Annotated in this window: 12 protein-coding genes; 8 read left to right on the plus strand and 4 right to left on the minus strand. The window is 59.4% G+C overall.

Annotated elements, in window-relative coordinates:
* Positions 1-69 precede the first annotated feature (69 nt).
* From pgm to RIT73_RS05870, 3 genes are all read right to left on the minus strand, one after another.
* Positions 70-1710 (minus strand): phosphoglucomutase (alpha-D-glucose-1,6-bisphosphate-dependent), encoded by a 1641-nt coding sequence (gene pgm / locus RIT73_RS05860; protein ID WP_309131126.1) that lies wholly within the window; start codon positions 1708-1710, stop codon positions 70-72.
* Between the two features lie 128 nt (positions 1711-1838).
* The gene (locus tag RIT73_RS05865; protein WP_309131179.1) at positions 1839-2306 is read right to left on the minus strand and encodes a VanZ family protein; all 468 of its coding nucleotides are present in this window, start codon (positions 2304-2306) and stop codon (positions 1839-1841) included.
* Positions 2294-2623, minus strand: coding sequence for a rhodanese-like domain-containing protein (locus RIT73_RS05870; protein WP_309131127.1), 330 nt, complete (start codon positions 2621-2623; stop codon positions 2294-2296). The genes RIT73_RS05865 and RIT73_RS05870 overlap by 13 nt, the downstream gene beginning before the upstream one ends.
* Before the next feature lie 57 nt (positions 2624-2680).
* Here RIT73_RS05870 and RIT73_RS05875 point away from each other — a divergent pair, with 57 nt between their 5' ends.
* The 6 genes from RIT73_RS05875 to RIT73_RS05900 all read left to right on the plus strand — a co-directional run bounded on the left by RIT73_RS05875 (position 2681) and on the right by RIT73_RS05900 (position 12763).
* Positions 2681-3946 (plus strand): FAD-dependent oxidoreductase, encoded by a 1266-nt coding sequence (locus RIT73_RS05875; RefSeq protein ID WP_309131128.1) that lies wholly within the window; start codon positions 2681-2683, stop codon positions 3944-3946.
* Positions 3947-4015: 69 nt separating this feature from the next.
* A complete protein-coding gene (locus RIT73_RS05880; protein ID WP_309131129.1) occupies positions 4016-4873 on the plus strand; it encodes an ABC transporter permease in 858 nt (285 codons plus the stop codon).
* Positions 4866-5639 (plus strand): ATP-binding cassette domain-containing protein, encoded by a 774-nt coding sequence (locus RIT73_RS05885; RefSeq protein ID WP_309131130.1) that lies wholly within the window; start codon positions 4866-4868, stop codon positions 5637-5639. Before RIT73_RS05880 ends, RIT73_RS05885 begins: the two co-directional genes overlap by 8 nt.
* Before the next feature lie 10 nt (positions 5640-5649).
* Entirely contained in the window at positions 5650-6963 is a 1314-nt protein-coding gene (locus RIT73_RS05890; protein ID WP_309131131.1) for a hypothetical protein, read from the plus strand.
* A 1220-nt stretch (positions 6964-8183) separates the two neighbouring features.
* On the plus strand, positions 8184-10328 hold the full coding sequence (locus RIT73_RS05895) for a glycosyltransferase (RefSeq protein WP_309131132.1): 2145 nt from the start codon (positions 8184-8186) through the stop codon (positions 10326-10328).
* Positions 10329-10333: 5 nt separating this feature from the next.
* The gene (locus tag RIT73_RS05900) at positions 10334-12763 is read left to right on the plus strand and encodes a glycosyltransferase family 4 protein (RefSeq protein ID WP_309131133.1); all 2430 of its coding nucleotides are present in this window, start codon (positions 10334-10336) and stop codon (positions 12761-12763) included.
* 154 nt (positions 12764-12917) lie between these two features.
* Here RIT73_RS05900 and RIT73_RS05905 read toward each other — a convergent pair whose 3' ends face one another.
* A complete protein-coding gene (locus RIT73_RS05905; protein WP_309131134.1) occupies positions 12918-14210 on the minus strand; it encodes a tetratricopeptide repeat protein in 1293 nt (430 codons plus the stop codon).
* A gap of 795 nt (positions 14211-15005) precedes the next feature.
* On the opposite strand from RIT73_RS05905, the gene RIT73_RS05910 reads away from it, so the two are divergent.
* Together RIT73_RS05910 and RIT73_RS05915 are read left to right on the plus strand one after the other, a co-directional pair.
* Positions 15006-16604: a glycosyltransferase gene (locus tag RIT73_RS05910; RefSeq protein WP_309131135.1), complete on the plus strand. Its 1599-nt coding sequence runs from the start codon at positions 15006-15008 to the stop codon at positions 16602-16604.
* A gap of 4 nt (positions 16605-16608) precedes the next feature.
* Positions 16609-17244 (plus strand): PIG-L family deacetylase, encoded by a 636-nt coding sequence (locus RIT73_RS05915; protein WP_309131136.1) that lies wholly within the window; start codon positions 16609-16611, stop codon positions 17242-17244.
* The last annotated feature ends 37 nt before the right edge of the window (positions 17245-17281 follow it).

The following is a 17281-nucleotide window of genomic DNA, read 5'->3' on the forward strand; positions in this document are numbered from 1 at the left end:
CTGGAGACTGACAACGGCGGCTCCCTTCATCGCGAAGGGAGCCGCCGTTCGTCTGTCAGCGCATCGGCCTCACTTGAGCACCGAGTCCACCAGCGTCCGCGCGTCCTTCTGCACCTGCTGCAGGTGCTCGTCGTCGCGCAGCGACTCGGCGTAGATCTTGTAGACGTCCTCCGTGCCCGACGGGCGGACCGCGAACCAGGCGTTCTCCGTCGTCACCTTGAGTCCGCCGATGGGTGCGTTGTTCCCCGGCGCCGAGGTGAGCACCGAGTCGATCTGTTCCCCGGCGATGGTCTTCGCGCTGACTTCCTCGGGCTTGAGCGAACCGAGTCGCGACTTCTGCTCCCGAGTGGCGGGAGCATCCTGGCGGGCGTAGGCGCTGGTGCCATGCTTGGCGGCCAGACCGGCGTAGCGCTGGGACGGCGTCTGCCCGGTCGTCGCGGTCATCTCAGCGCCGAGCAGGGCGAGGATGATCCCGTCCTTGTCCGTCGACCAAACCTTGCCGTCACGGCGCAGGAACGACGCTCCCGCGGACTCCTCACCGCCGAACGCCAGGGTCGAGTCGAGCAGGCCGGGGACGAACCATTTGAAGCCGACGGGAACTTCGAACAGCGTCCGCCGGTGGGCGGCGACGATGCGGTCGACGATCGACGAGGTGACCAGGGTCTTCCCGATGGCCGCCGAGGTGGGCCACCCGCTGCGATGCTCGAGCAGGTAGTCGATGGCGGTGGCGAGGTAGTGGTTGGGGTTCATCAGTCCCGCGTCGGGGGTGACGATTCCGTGCCGGTCGGCGTCGGCGTCGTTGCCCGTGGCGATGTCGTATTCGTTCCGGGAGGCGATGAGGCCGGCCATCGCGAAGGGCGAGGAGCAGTCCATGCGGATCTTCTCGTCCCAGTCGAGCGTCATGAAGCTCCACGCCGGGTCGACCTCGGGGTGGACGACGGTGAGGTTGAGGTCGAAGTCCTCGGCGATCGCGGCCCAGTAGTCGACGCTGGCCCCGCCCAGGGGATCGGCACCGATCTTGATGTCGGAGCTGCGGATGACGTCGATGTCGATGACCGAGGGGAGGTCGCCGACATAGTTGGCGATGAAGTCGAAGTTCTCGGTGTTCTCGAGGTGGAAGGCGCGCTGGAAGGACTTCCGCGGGATCTTCTCCCACCCGGCCTCGAGATAGGCGTTGGCGCGGTCGGCGATCCACTTCGTCGTGTCGGTGCCGGCTGGACCGCCGTGGGGCGGGTTGTACTTGATGCCGCCGTCGGAGGGTGGGTTGTGGCTGGGGGTGACGATGATCGCGTCGGCCTGAGCGTCGGTGCGGCTCTTGCCGGCGTTGAAGCCGAGTACGGCGTGGGACACAGCAGGGGTGGGCGTGAACCCGTCGCGTTCGTCGATGAGGGCGGGCACCTCGGCGGCGGCGAGGACCTCGAGCACGGTGAGGAACGCGGGCTCACTGAGTGCATGGGTGTCGCGGCCGAGGAAGATCGGCCCGCGGGTGCCGTGATCCTTGCGGAAGTCGACGATCGCGGCGGTGATCGCGGCGATGTGGGCCTCGTTGAATGCGCGGTTGAAACTCGATCCGCGGTGCCCCGAGGTCCCGAAGCTCACGGCCTGGGCGGCGACGGAAGCGTCAGGGACGAGATCGTAGTACGAGTCGAGCAGGGCGGGGATGTCAACGAGGTCCCGATCTTGGGCAAGTTGGCCGGCGCGAGTAGTCATGTCCCTACCTTGCCAAATCCCCGCCCGGGCACACAGTCCTCGACCCCGAGGTCTTGAATGGTGGACGATATCGGTTCACTTCAGGGGTGCCGCACAGGCGCGTCCCGGTCCGGCTTCTACCCTGCCGGCTAACCATCATCCGCCCGTCCGTCCTCGGGCCGGAATAGCCACAGCACAACGAACCCCGCTGCGACTCCGATGATCCCGCCGAGGCCGTTCGTCACGATGTCCCAGGCCTCGGGCAGTCGGGCGCCGCCGTAGAACAGGAACTGCACGCCCTCGATGCCGATGCTGGCCAGCAGGAGCACCGAGGCCCACCACCAATGCGGCCACAGGAGAACCAGGCCGAAACCCAGCGGAATGAACATGACGACGTTCCACACTCGTTCGAGGCGACCCGGCGTGAATGTCTCCGCATGGGGGAGCCAGCCGAACACCGCCTGGAACGCCTCCCAGACCTTGAAGTTGGCAGAGGCGATCACGCTCCCCGACGGGAACAGGATGAGCAGGACGCAGAGCGCCGCACAGGGGATGAGGATCGCGAGGCCGACGCGTCGCAGCCCTCGGGTGGTCGTATATCGCCCTATTTCACCCAGGGTTCTTCACCGGTTTCGGACACGATCGGCTTGCCGTGGTCGAGGTTCCACGCACCCATACCGCCGTTGACGTTGATCGCGTCGAAGCCGTTGCCGTTGAGCCAGGCCGCTGCGCGGCGGGAGCGACCGCCGGTGCGGCAGATGACGTAGACGTCCTCATCGAGGGGAACCTCGCCGTAGCGGATGGGCAGATCGCCCAGGGGAATGTGGATCGCCCCTTCGATGTGCCCGGCCTGCCACTCGTCGTCCTCGCGCACGTCGAGGATTGGCGCCCCCTCGGGGATCTCTGTCACCTGGACCGAAGTTTCATCACTCATGAATCCAGTCTAAGCACCGAGGCGAGCCCGAGCATCCCCTGGCAATACGATGGGCCTATGGGCAAACGGATCGTCATCATCGGGGCAGGCCTGGCAGGCACCACCGCCGCGCGCGAGTTCGGCGAACGCGGTCAGGCAGTGACACTCATCGACCCGCAGGCGGGGGAGACATACGAGCGGCCGCCCCTGTCGAAGCACCTCTTCGACGGTTCCCGCTACCACCTGCCCTATCACCTCGGGTCCTCGGAGCTCGTGACCTTCGTCAGTGCCCGGGCACTGCAGATCACCCTCGCCGAGGCGACCGCCGAGTCCCAGCCACCTGCCGAGTCCCGGCCGACCGCCGAGTCCCAGCAGGACACCGCCGCCCCGTTCGGCGAGTCCGAGATCGCCGGCACCGTGTCCCTCGATTCCGGCGAGACGCTCGAGTTCACCCACTGCATCCTCGCCACCGGGATGGAGGCCAATGCTCCCCACGTCCCGAACTACCCGGACGCGCTTCCGGTCTACAACCTCGGCGAGGCGGAATGGATCCGTGCGCGCGTCGAGGCATCGACGAAACAGCTGAACGTTGGCGTGCTCGGTTCGGGATACCTGGGGATGGAGGTCGCGACCTCGGCTGTGGCCGCCGGTCATCGGGCCACCGTCTACCTGCGGGGGACCGAACCGCTGCGCAGGCAGCTGTCGAAGCCGGTCCGTGACGCGCTCGTTGCCAGGCACAGGGACGCCGGCGTGGAATTCGTGATGAATCTGACTGACCCGGCGGACATCCCGGCCGGCGTCCACGATCTGCTCGTGACCAGCGTCGGAGCCCGGCCCGAGCTCATCCCGATCAACGGGGACGTGCCCGAGTTCGCCTGGGATGTGAATGAGAAATTGGCAACATCGCATCCCGGGGTCTGGGCGGCAGGGGATTGCGCACGGGTGACCGCGGGTCCCTATGCCCTGGCCCACCCGTGGGCGTGCGAGCCGGTGGCGGAGACCCACGGGAAGTTTCTGGTCCAGCTGCTCACCGGCGAGACCGAGCAGCCGTGGTCCGACGTGCCGTGGCATTGGAGCTTCCAGGGCCCGGAGAAGGTCTTCACCGCCGGTCTGACCAGACCTGACGCGGGGGACGTTGTCATCCGCATGGGACCGGACGGGAAGAAGATGCAGGTCTTCCACTTCGCCGGGCCGGAACCGGACGCTCTGCTCATCGGCGTCGAAACGCTGGGCTGGCCGCCGATGCAGGCCGCCGCGCGACGCGTACTGGACGGTGGTCACATTCCGACGAGGGCGCAGATCGAGGACCCAGAATTCGACCTCAAGGCTCACAGCCGACTGTGAGCCTTGGTTAGAGCGATCGCATAGACTTCCTTTGTTCGTAACCAGTCGCCGACGAGAGACCTTTCATTCATGGATATGGCCAAGCTTGCTGCCGAGCACGGGCTCGAAAGAGTGGGTGGGCGGCCGTCTTTGCCCGAATACGTCAAGGAGCTGTGGCAGCGCAGCGATTTCACCCTGACTCTGGCCCGGTACCGGATCCAGAGCGAGAACGAACGCAACCGCCTCGGCATGCTCTGGGTCGTCCTGCGTCCCTCGTTCTCAGCGCTGATCTACGGACTCGTCTTCGGTTTCATCATGAAAGGCGTCGGCGCCAGGCCTGATGACTTCGTGCCTTTCGTCATCATCGGCGTGTTCTCCCTCGAATTCTTCAACTCGTCGATGAACGGCGGCGCGAAGTCGATCATCCAGAACGCATCACTGGTGCAGTCGCTGCCGTTCCCGCGTATCGTGCTGCCGATCGCCACGGTGCTGCAGAACCTCCTCAACTTCATGCCGACGCTGGCGCTGATGATCATCCTGTCCATGATCTGGGGATCGCGCCCAAGCTGGGACTGGCTGCTCTTCATCCCCCTGGTGCTGATCTTCTGGGTCTTCAATCAGGGCATTGCATTCATCTTCGCCCGGATCACGGTCCACTTCCGCGACCTCAGCCAGGTCATCCCGTTCATCTCCCGCATGATCTTCTACACCTCGGGAGTGTTCTTCAACCTCAACGACATGATCCAGAAGGTCGCGCCCGGCTGGCAGCCCTTTGCCGACTGGCATCCCCTCAACAACGTCCTGGCCATCAGCCGTGGGATTCTCATGAAGAACATGACCGTGCCCTATGAGTACTTCTTCAACCTCTCCGTCTGGGCAGTGGTGGTGTTCGTGTTCGGCTTCGTGTTCTTCTGGCGGGCCGAGGAAAGGTACGGTCGCGATGAGTGAGGCAGAGATGGCAGCGCCCGAAACCAACGAACAGACCGATCCGCCCGTCGTCATCTGCGACGAGGTCCACGTCAAGTACAAGACCCTGGCGACGGGGAAGAAGCTGGCGCTCGGCACGGCGAGCGGATTCCTCCAGCGCAAGCGCGAGCTGCGTGAGGTCCATGCCCTCAAGGGAATCAGCTTCATCGCCCACGCGAACGAGTCGATCGGCATCATCGGCAGCAACGGGTCCGGAAAGTCGACCCTGATGCGCACGATCACGGGGCTGACCCCCACCTCCTCCGGTGCGGTGTATGCCAGTGCCAGGCCCAACCTCCTCGGCGTCGGCGCAGCCCTCATCGGGGACCTGTCGGGCGGTCGCAACATCATCCTCGGCGGACTGGCCCTGGGGATGACCCGGGAGGAGGTCGAGGCCAAGTACGACGACATCGTCGAGTTCACCGGTCTGGCCGACTTCATCGACATGCCGATGCGCACCTACTCCTCGGGCATGTCCCAGCGCCTGAAGTTCGGCATCGCCACCGCCGTCCAGCACGAGATCCTCATCGTCGACGAGGCGCTGGCCGTCGGTGACAAGCAGTTCCAGAAACGCAGTGAGGGCAAGATCCGGGAGATCCGCGAGAACGCCGGCACCGTCTTCCTCGTCTCGCACTCGATGCGCTCGATCAAGGACACGTGCAACCGCACGATCTGGATCGAGAAGGGTGTGCTCCGCGCCGACGGACCCACGGAGGACGTCGTCAAGGAGTACGAGAACTTCAAATAAGGGCGCCGAGGTGGTCGAGAGCTTCGAGGTCTTCGCCGATCGCGAGTCGATCGAGCCCACTTCCGCGCACGAAGGCACCAATGCTGCCCGATTCGCGATGATGGCCGCCCTCGGCCCGGGGCCGAACACCCATGGTGCTTCGTCGGACATGGTTGTGCCCGACGGTAGCCTCGCGAGCGTGGGACTCGACGACGACCTCATGGCGGCGCGGCAGACCCTGACGACGCCGCAGCACCAGAACCGTGAGGTGGAGTGGCTGCTCGATGCCTATGCAGCCGATTGCTCCGCTCTCCGTCGGGAGGCGTTCGCCGATCTCCAGGAGTCGGGAACACCACGGGCGCGACTGGCGCTGCTCGCCGCCGGACTCAGCAGCGGCCTGGAGCGCGAATCCGTGACGGCAGCTGCAGCGCTACTCACCTCGCTTCATTCGGTCGAGCGTGTCAATCGTCCGTTCGGCTGGACGGAGGGGCCTTGGACCTGGTCCGGCGGTGACCGGCAGGGGTCTGATGACGGCTGGCAGGGCTCTGGCGGCGACTGGCAGAGTCAGTGTGAGGATCCACTCGACCGAGCGTTGAGGACGCATAATCCGGATCAAGTAGTGAGAACGCTGCGTGATCTGGCCGAGCTGCGCGTGCGCCAAGGGTGGGAGTCTGGGGACGCTGTCGTGCGCGAGATCTCGTTGGCGCCGTTCCTGTATCAGCCGAAGGTGATCGACCCTGCGGACAGCAGCTCAGCTGCAGGGTCGTCCTCTGTGCAACGCCACGCGCGGACGGCGGGCGTCTCGACGATGGTGCATGGTACCTGGGACTGGAAGGACACCTGGTGGTACCCCGGAGGCGACTTCCACACCCTCATTCAGCGTGACGTTCGCGCCGACCTCTACGACGACGGCCAGGAGTTCTCCTGGTCCGGTGCTCTCAGCGAGGATCAGCGGAATCTCGCGGGCCAACGGTTCCATCGCTGGGCGGTGGCCGCGGGCGGAGGGAATGCGCTCCACACAGTCTTCGCATTCAGCTACGGCAGCGAGGTCCTCGCCCGCGCGGTGAATGCGGGGGTCTCGGTCGATGAGGTGGTGTTCCTCAGCGCCCCGGTGAACGCCCACCACCGCCAGATGCTCGACAAGGTGCGCCGCGTCGTCGACATCCGTTTGAAGTTCGACATCGTCCTCGCCGTCGCCCGCACCGCGCAGCGCCTGCCCAGCGCCCCCAACGTGCACGTGAAGCTCATCGACCGGCTGTTCTGGAGCCACAGCGCGACTCACGACCCGGAGGTGTGGGAGGAGCTTGGGCTTGCGGCGGAAGTTGGGTTGGTTCCGCAGGCATGAGGAACGGGGTTCGGGCGTTCGGTAGCGAACGTCACCTCGTTTATAGTGGTAGTTGAGCTGAGGCAGAATACCGAGAGATGACCATGGAGCAAGCGAGCCGAGTAGAACTCAATGTGCTGCATCTTGTGGGGCCCTCGAGTCGCAGTTCGAAAAGCCCAATCGGTCCGAATGGCAACCTTCGACGACATTACGAGACAATCCCAACGATTGTCTTGACGAAGGGCGTCGCCGAGCAAATTGTCACTGGGATGTGCCTTGAATAAGAAGACAGTCGCTCTCATCGGCGGTTCGCTGGTGCTATTGATAGCGCTATCCCTTGTGGCTTTGCCAGCCCTGGGTTATCAACCATTCGGCTTGGCGCTTGCCCTAGGCGTCATAGCGGGTTTCATCGGAGTCCACGTAGTTTTGTCCCGAAGGCAACATCGGTCCCTGTTGCAAGAGCTGATCAAGGTCGACAATCGGGTGAGCAAGGTGGAGTATCGCACTCAGCCCGTCCACGATATCCGCGGTTCGGTTGTCAAAACATCGGTCGAAATGCGTGAGGTCCTGGCGCATCTTCGCGAGCTTGCAGATGGGGGAGTCGCGGCATCCCCCTTGAGTTCCGACGAGAGGCATGCGGCACCGTCGCAGTCGACCGAACGGTCCGTGTTCGCACCCGGGGCAATCCCCGCGAACGCAATTCAGGGTCGCCCGAGAATGCACATCGCAGGCCGGGACGCAGCAACGCAGGATATGAATCACCCAGGTGAGCGCAATCTCGCACGGGTACTACTTGCGGCTGAGACTGCTCTGCGGAGGGAAATCGCTTACATCGGCGGACAAGGCCTCATTCCGAGCCTGGAATCGGTGGGGTCGATAACTGGGGTTGCGCCAGGAATGGGTGAGGCAGCATTGTCGGTCTCCACATCGTATTTCGTGATCGACTTGGATACCCTGTCCGAGACTCCTTGGCGAGGTGCGTTGGACGCAAGCAGAACACGTCTATTCCAGGAGCTCCGTACTATCGTGATGTCGGCTCGGAAAATGGGGATCGTAGTAGTGGTTCACGGCGATGACGTGCCGAGTCATTTTACAGCGTCCCTCGAGAACTTGGCACACGTCCGAATTCGTAACAACGGGCTCACGCCTACTCGTTGGGGGCATGACGTCAACTCTGCCCTTATCGACGCTATATCAGCGTCTAAAGCCCACGCGCCCACCGGCGAAGGGACACAGCGACGATGAAGATCTTGCTCTACGCTGATCTTGATCTTAGGTTGATTGATGGTTCGTCCACGTGGCTGGCCTCTTTGGCTGAAGTATTATCGTCAGGTGGACACGAAGTTCATGTACTGTCGAAAGTCCGATTCATTGAGAGCCGCGTCTTGGACCGGCTCCGAGATCGGTATCCTGAAGTGCAGATTCATATGCCGGCTGACCGCGACCCCGACTTGTCACCGAATCAGGCTGCGAGTCGCGCCGTGCGACTTCGCCAAAAGCACGACTTCGATGTGATCATCACTCGCGGATTTGCCGCCTGTCTCGCGTTCAGCGAGAAGACTGAGACCGCGTCTGTTCTGTGGTCATACATCACCGATCTGCCTTTTCCTATCGAGGAGCTTTCAAACGATCAGTCGGAACGGCTACAGCGCGTAGCGACGGCGAGTCGGCGAATGTTCGCCCAGACTGAGGCTGCTCGTTCGTACCTCGAAGCCGTGGCACCCGCTGCGGCAGGAAAAACACTACTGATGCCTCCTATGATCCCGGACGAGGCGTTCGAACGTGACTCATCTGCGGCTGACACACGGTTGCGCTTGATCTATGCAGGGAAAATGGCAAAGCCGTGGCACACATACGAAATGCTCGATCTGCCAAGAGCACTTGCTGGTCGTGGCGTGGACGCAGAACTAGTCGTAGTGGGAGACAAGTTCCAGCACCATGAGCAAGATCCAACGTGGGCGAAAGGAATGCGCGAAGCACTTGTCGCTGCGCATGAGGATCCTGACAGCCACGTAACGTGGCTAGGCGGAATTGATCGCAATCGTGTGTTGCATGAGATCAGCAAAGCGCACGTGGGCATCGGCTGGCGTAGCGCAGAGCTTGACGCAAGCCTTGAAGTTTCTACCAAGGCACTGGAGTATGCCGCGTGCGAAACCGCGCCTTTGCTGAATGTCTCTGCAGATCATCTTTCCCTTTGGGGAGAAGACTATCCCCTGATCGTGGGAAGCGACGCTTCGGTCGAACAAGTGGCTGATCGCATCGCGAATATCGCACCGGATCTAGCTCTCACGGCCGCAGCAGCCCGCGAGGTTGCGACGGAATATTCGATGTCTGCCGCTGCTACGCGACTCAAACGGTACTTGGTGAGAGGTGCAAGGTCGATACCGCGCACTGACAACGGGACAAAAATCGTGATCAGTTCCCACGACTTCAAATTTCTCGGAGAGCTAGTTGACGGCCTGCGGCAACGCGCTGATATTGATCTGCAGTTTGACGGATGGACAAGTCTGCACACTCATGACGAAAGCTCGAGCATTCAGAAGAAGGCCGATGCCGATGTCGTATTTTGCGAATGGGCAGGACCTTCACTTGTCTGGCACGCTGAGCATAAGAACCCGGGGACGAAACTTGTCGTGCGTTTACATGGATTTGAACTCCGAGGTCCATGGTTGGAAACCTTGAAGATTGACGGGGTCGATCATTGGGTTTTCGTCTCCGAACGATATCGTCAAATCGCAGTTGAAAACTTGAAGCTCGCCCCTGAAAAGACTTCGGTCATTCCAAATATGATCGAAAGCGATGATTTCAACAGACCGAAGCTTGCGGGGAGTCAGTTTCAACTCGGTATGGCTGGCATTGTTGGATATGGAAAACGTCCAGACCGGGCGCTTGACCTGTTGGAGCTCTTACTCGAATCTGACGAGCGGTACATGCTGCGCATCAAGGGTCGCCCTCCCTGGGACTATCCTCACGAGTGGCGCGATCCGTTGCAGCGGCAACTATACCTCGACTTCTACGCAAGAATTCGCAACAGTAAACACCTGCAGAACCGGGTCGTTTTCGAATCGTTCTCGCCAGATATCGCGTCGTGGCTCAGGGGAGTTGGCTTTATCCTGTCCCCGAGCCACAATGAGAGCTTTCATCTTGCACCAGTTGAAGGGATGGCGAGTGGCGCAGTCCCTGTAATTTGGGAACGGCCGGGGGCCGAAGAGATTTTCGGACGAGAGTGGATCGTGCAAGGCGCCGATGAGGCTGCTCAGAGGATCGTGGACCTCAACAACAGCAATAAGTTGGCTGACGCCGCCGGACGAGCACGCCGGCAGTCATTGCAATGGGATCGAGACCGAATACTGAATCGATGGTTCGACGTTCTCGGGGTGGAATGAGTTTTATGCATCAATCAGCGGATCGCTCAGGCCAGGACCTCAGACCACACCTTGTTATGGCGGTGGGAAACCTTGTGGTGGGTGATTCACGGGTAGAGAAGGCAGCTATCTCTGCGCGCGACCTCGGATACAAGGTAACCGTGGTGGGCGTGCGCCGCCGAACCGTTCAGCAGGTTTCGTTTATTGATGGTGACATTCCTGTCGTAAGGCTGCCCATAGGACACGAAAACCATGATCGCATCGCTGCAGCAGTCGCGGCTCGGGAAGATCGTTTAGCGTGGAGACGGCGACAGATCAACCGACTCCGGAAGCCTCTCAAGAGGCCTGCCTACCTGGCGCACCGCAGCGTAGTCCGCAGTCGAGAAGCGGGTGTGAAAGCGAGCCGGCGTCTCGGGCGATCCTGGCGAACACTCTGGCCCCATCTCGTCGACTATGAAACTACCTTCTTCGACGCATTCAAAGCGCTCGAACCCGATATTGTGCATGTGCATGACAGGCACCCGCTCCCCGGAGCTGCACAGTATTCCCGCTGGGCCGCGCAGACGCCGGGAGTGCGTCCCGTGCTGTGGCTTTACGACGCACACGAATATGTTCCGACCCAACACTTGCCTCCCCCGGTCGAGCAACAGGAGGCTTGGATTGCGGTGGAGGCTGAGTGCATTCAGCGGGCAGACGCTGTACTGACCGTCACCGACGAAATCGCCGAGCTGCTTCGGCGAAGCCACCGCCTCGCCGAGGCCCCGACAGTCGTCAGAAACCTGCCGAGCACAACGCAAGCTGATAAGAACACTCTTCGCACAGATGTACGGAGTGCAGTGGGGCTTGCATCGGATGTTCCGCTGGCTGTTTACGCCGGTGGCATCGCCCCCCAGCGCGGTGTTAGTACACTCCTGGAAGCACAAGCTCTGTTTCCGGAGTTGCATGTCGCCGTCCTCTGCAAGAACGACGGCGACCTCCGCGAAGACCTTCGAAAGCAAGCGAAACGGCTCGGGACACAGAAGCGGCTTCATCTCCTCGACTATGTTCCCGCCTCACACGTCAGCAAGTTCCTTTCCACGGCTGATGTAGGTATCAGTGCGCTCTTGCCAAGCGCTGCACATCAAGCCGCTGCTCCGACAAAAGTGTCCGAGTATCTCCACGCTCGCCTGCCAGTGGTCGTCAGTGATATGCGCGCTCAGGCTGAGCGTGTGCGGCGTTTGGGCTTCGGCGCAATCTATCCGAGTGGCGACTCCAAAGCGATGGCCGAGACGCTGAAGTACGTGCTGGCACATGCCTCGGAATACAAGGAAAAGATCACCGACGGAATCATCCTTGAGAACTCGTGGGAGGCGGATGTTCCCGGATTGGAGTCCATCTGGGCAAATCTCTCGCCGCACGATCGTCAGGTGCAGCCTCCGAAGAGGCATGAGGAGCCAGTAACAGTTTTCAGCAGAGAAGGTGGAGCTGAGAAGGCTTGGGGTCCTGCCTTTGAGGTTCTCGGCAAGAGAACGAGCGTCTTAACCGCTCTACCGCAACTTAAGCGAATCCGCGGGGACCTCACTGACGGCCGGTTCGTGCTCACCGAAGATGGTCTGCGGTTTCTCGACTTCTGGAGGCACGAAGCTGCGCGACTACGAGGTGTGTTCTATGAGAACCCGATCTCCTTGGTCGACAGCTGGTCCCCGGCGCTGACCACAGGGATCCTCTCAATGTCCGGAAAGCCGGCGATACGATTGCTCGCCAATAAGACCGTATTCGATGTTGACCGCCTGCGTGCCCGACACCCGTATCACTGGCTGCACGAGATCTCCGATCAGGAAGCGGATCGGCTCCGCTCAGAGTTTGTAGAGCTGCGTGAAAGCATTGGTGCAAACGACCGCCGCGTTATGACCAACTGTCTGACGTCGAGCTGGTCGCTGGGCAACGTATCCACGTTCCTTCCGTCTCCGCTTGCTGTGGGCAACCGGAACGACCGCCCTCTTCACGAGCCCTTGCGACTCGGGTGGTTTGCTGATCAACGGAGATCAGCGAGCGAGCGCACTGCATTGGAAAGTTTGCACTCCGCCGTGGGGCCAGAATTGAACGTCATCGAGATTGAGAACCAGAACACCTCAACAGACTTGAGCGACTTCGACATCATCATCGACTCGCTTTCCGCTGATCTCCCAACTGCGAGTGGGCTGCGTGCGCTTGCCGCGGGTTGCGTGCTTGTTACTGGGAGTGCCGACGAGCAATCCAACCCCGATGGGCGAAGCGAAGTAACAAGCGTCATTGCTGATATGCCTCTGGTCTACTCATCACCCGATGCGATACATTCCACAGTCACAAGCCTGCTGCAAGACCGGCAAGAAGTCGCGGAACGACGTCGGCAGAGCCGAACTTTCGCTCTCCAGCAACTTTCTTTAATGGCGGTCGTTGCAAGAATGGAATCTATGATTTCAGCTTGCCGATCATGACGTACACGGTACAGGCGCGACCCGGAACGAACGGCAAAGGACCAAGCGGTTCAGAAACAGAAAGCCTGATGCTATATAATTCGGGGTCGGGAAAGCGGAAGCGTCCCAGGTGGCGCAAACCTAACGAATAGCGCGGAAACTGATCAATCTGGCTTCACGAAGCATTAACCGCGGGAACTGAGTTCCTGCGCCCACTGAAAACGTAAAGCCTATTTTTCCCAACTCCGATCGGCAGCTCAGAAATCGAAAAGTCATCAAAGTATTGCGAATATCTTTGCTTTACTGCTAACTGGCTCTCAAAATGACGGACATGACCGAACGTGTGAAAACTCGGAACTGAACAGTAACAAAGGATTCCGACGGGAAATTTTTCAATAAGTGACAAGTCTTCGAGCACGTGTTCAAGAACCTCCGTGCACACGATAGAGGTGGTAGGAGAACAATGTGGAAGGTCGGCTTTGATGATGTCCAGTACGTGGAAATCAGTGCCGGGGATACTCCGATCCAAGGCGGACCGGATGGCAATCGGGCTGTAATCAATACCAATATAGGGTATTGACATGCGCGACCTTAGGTACTGTGCGAACTGCCCGGGTCCGCATCCTAAATCGAGGACTGCGTCTGTCCCTTCAGCTTCGAGTAAATCACAAATTAACCGAAAGTGCTTTGCATCGTCAAGCTCGGATCCGTCTTTGCTGTACCGAATCGAGCTTTCATACACAGCATCGTAATAGTCGACCGAAACTACACCACCTTGCGGACGTCCATTGGCTATCCAACGTGTAAGTTCCTCTGCAACCGCACTGGCTGCGGTATTATCCGGGCGGATTTCAGCTACTCGAAGGTACCGTTTTCTCGCCTCGGCATAACGGCCAACCTTCATTAAACTGTTAGCGTACAGTACTTGAGATGGCGCATGGTCTGCCTTCAGGTCAGCTACGATGCCGCGATGATGTGCTTCGCTATGGCGGTCGTCACCTTGGGCAGCGAGTTCCGCGAGCGCTAAGTGAGCGGGCACATGATCGGGTCTTAACACCAGGACCTTCGCAAACGCCTCCCTCGCGACTTCAGTTTCCCCTTGCTCCCGGGCAAGGCGCCCTAAAGACTCCCATGCGATCACGGATTTGGAATCAAGCTGAGCTGCCTTGCGAAAAGCGGAAGCTGCCTCGGAGGGACTCTTCGATGCTGCTAGTGCGCGGCCAAGCAATATTTGAACTTTCGCTGATTCAGGCGCAATTCTAGCTGCGCGGTCTAGCTCCGCGACCGCTTCATCGGTACGGCCAGCCTCTATTAGGATCTGGCCTAGGGTGGTCCTCCAGCCAAAATTGTCAGGGCTCATTGCAACAGCGTCGGCGATGAGGTCTAGCGCTGTACTTAGGTCGCCGGATTCTAGGGCTTTACGCCCGGCGACGTATTGATCGAGTGCACTTCTTTTGTTGCTATTCAAGACGCTCCTCCGGACAGCTGCATGCGCACGAGACTACCACGCGCGTGTGGTGTGCTTAGATGAGCCAGCGGCATTGGTGGGGATAGAAGCCAGCCGGGTGCCGAACCGAGGGGCCCCGAAGGACCTACACGTCGTGAAAGTGTCAGTGCGCGGAAGCGCCGTACTTTCACGGTTCACTTACAACACGGAAGACATGATGTTCGGTCACCATGCGGCCAAGCGTAGGTCCAACCCCCAACCAGCCGGACAGCTCACCATACCCATCGCACGAAGCGTACAAGTGGGGGAGTCTTCAGTTGCAATCCTAGCGACTGCTTCGCCCCTTGAGACTTCAGCGACGGCGCCGGCCAAAGCATAGCTTTCATGGTGGGTCCAGCCCAGTAACGGCTCTGATAAACTAGAACAGTTATGGGAAAATTGGACTTTGGCGCCTGGTGCCGCCACCTCTTCTTCGGAGAGCGGGATCGAACAAGCGATCCACAAAGTGAAATCACTTCCCCGACCACGTCAGGCCGGCGACCTGCGGGGGATCCGCAGGATACTACCGCGCCCGGAAGTCGGAGCGCGGCAGAGCATATCCATTCTGACAGAGTCGGAACACATTTTCCCGGTGCAACTGAACTCGAAGACGAGGATCAAGCTGGTCGCAGTAAAGTTGGACATGAGCGGAGCCGGAGACGAGGTGTCGAGGATGCAGCCGCCGCAATCCGACACCAGGAACTATCACCGAACACCCGAGAAGACTTCAGTCCGACAGAATGGGACGAGGGTCTCCCGCCGCGGGAGGGTTACACAATGGTGCAAACGGACCAAGTGGCGCCACCGGTAGACATTTCACGTCAGCAGGTGGCGGAACTCGAATATCAGCTTGAGACTATACAGGAACGCGAATCGTTACTTAAACAACGATTGTCCGCGACCGAGACTCGACTTTCAGCTTCCATGCGGCAAGTCGAAAAACTCAAAGAAGGTGTGCGGGAGCAACAGTCACGAGTAGTGCGAGCCAACGAGAACGTTGCTCGAATTAAGGAAACCAGCAAGGAGCGCTTGGCAACTTCCTCCGAGCGAATTGAAAAGCTAAAATCTAGCGTGCAAGAGCAGCGCTTAAAAGTAGTTCAAGCTAATGAAAGAACAGCCCAGCTAAAAGATACATTAAAAGAACGTACTCAAGTATATAAAGACAAGCTTGCGTCAAGTAGAGAGAAGCTGATTCTAAAATCCTCTTTCTACGACGCGGCACGAAGATACTTCGGCATATATCGACAGGGCTTCTTGTTTGATGAAATATCGAAATCCGAAGTAGATTTCGGAGCAGATGCTTATCTCTGCTTGCTTCCAAGTACTGTGCCCGCGGGACTTTCGTTGAGGCGCCTGAAGGGCGGCCGCGTTTTCTGTGATTCAGTTGAAAACGTCGAGGTTCACAAGCACTCTTTGGCGCCGCGTGTTCATCCACCGACTCTGGAGTTGATAAACTTAGCCGCCTTCGGATCTCTAATGGCTGCCGACGGTATACTCACGGTAGGTCACGCGCTGGCGAAGACACTCACTCGATTTGGTCCGCCGGTGCACGTGCTTCCCAACTATCGGTGGTTCGAGGACTCCCGCCCGGCCAACCAGCTTAGAGAAGACTGTGGGCTCAAACCCGATGATCGTCTTCTGTTTGCTAGCGGCAATGTGGTGGTGGGTTTCGAACCGGTCATACGTGCATTGGCAAGGCTACCTGAAGACGTGCACTTAGCCGCGTTTGTTAAGCTGAAACCGGCCGAGTATGAAGAAAAGATTCACGAGGAAATACGCGAGCTTGGTCTAGCGGACAGGATTCACTTCTTCGACTTTGTGGAATATTCAAGGCTGGCTTCTCTGGCTTCGGATGCCGACGTCGGTCTGATTACAAGCGACGTCAGTAACCCTAATGGTGCAGTCGCATTACCCAACAGGCTTTTCGACTATTTGACCGCTGGTTTGCCGGTCATCGCGCCCCCGATGCCGGATGTCGTGGACCTCGTACAACGGCATCGGTTTGGGATAACCTTAAAAGAGGTAACGACCGACCAGTGGGTTGAAGCAATAATCAAAGTGCTGGAGGACAGAGAAACTTTCAAGCGCTATGCTTTAGAGGCAAAGCGCACGTTGACCTGGGAAAGTGGCGAAGAAGATCTTATCGAATTCCTGGGTAATCCGCAGACAGTTACACTCATAGGATTTCGGGATATTTCCCGTTATCAAAGATTCTTACGTATAACGAGAACGTTAACGTCCCGAGGCGTGAAAGTAAAGGCCGTGTTCTTATCGGATGACCCTGCTCCGGTAGATATCTCTGGTGCGGAGTTCTATTACTTCTCGAATCGTTACGGTCTTGGTGACGGCCCTGTTCGGGTAGACCACGAAAGGTAGACACTTGTTTCAGAAGAATTCGACGGTCCTGGTTCTTGCGCCCCATACGGACGATGGGGAATTGGGCTGCGGGGGGACTATTGCAAGGCTGATCCGTGAGGGTCATGAGGTTTACTATGTTGCCTTTTGCAGCTGTGATGAGAGTCTCCCCGAAGGAGTGCAACCAGGGACCTTGCGTGCTGAAGTAATGCGAGCTACTCAAGTGCTCGGGATATCTCAGGAAAGGGTTAGGGTTCTGGATTTTCCAGTTCGTTTCCTGGCGGACCACCGACAGGCAGTACTGCAAGCTATGGTGGAACTCAATCGAGAACTTGACCCTGAAGCCGTATTTTGCCCCACCCGTGAGGATCTGCACCAAGATCATGGCGTGGTCGCTGCCGAAGCGATGCGTGCATTTAAGGCGCGGACGATTTTGGGATACGAGATGCCATGGAACAATATTTCGTTCGACGCCAACTTAATCGTCAAATTGGATGAAATAGACGTGGATCGTAAAGTGGCCGCGCTAGCCGAATACGAGTCGCAGCGTCACCGCCCCTACATCACTGAGAGGTTTATTCGGGGCCTCAGCCACTCACGTGGCGTCACGATTGGGCATGAGTACGCGGAAGCCTTCACTCTTTATCGCGGCGTGATCTGACCAATGGCTGGGACGCATATTGCTATTCTGGGGGAGG

Source organism: Brevibacterium sp., from assembly GCF_031179145.1.
Classification (GTDB): Bacteria; Actinomycetota; Actinomycetes; order Actinomycetales; family Brevibacteriaceae; genus Brevibacterium.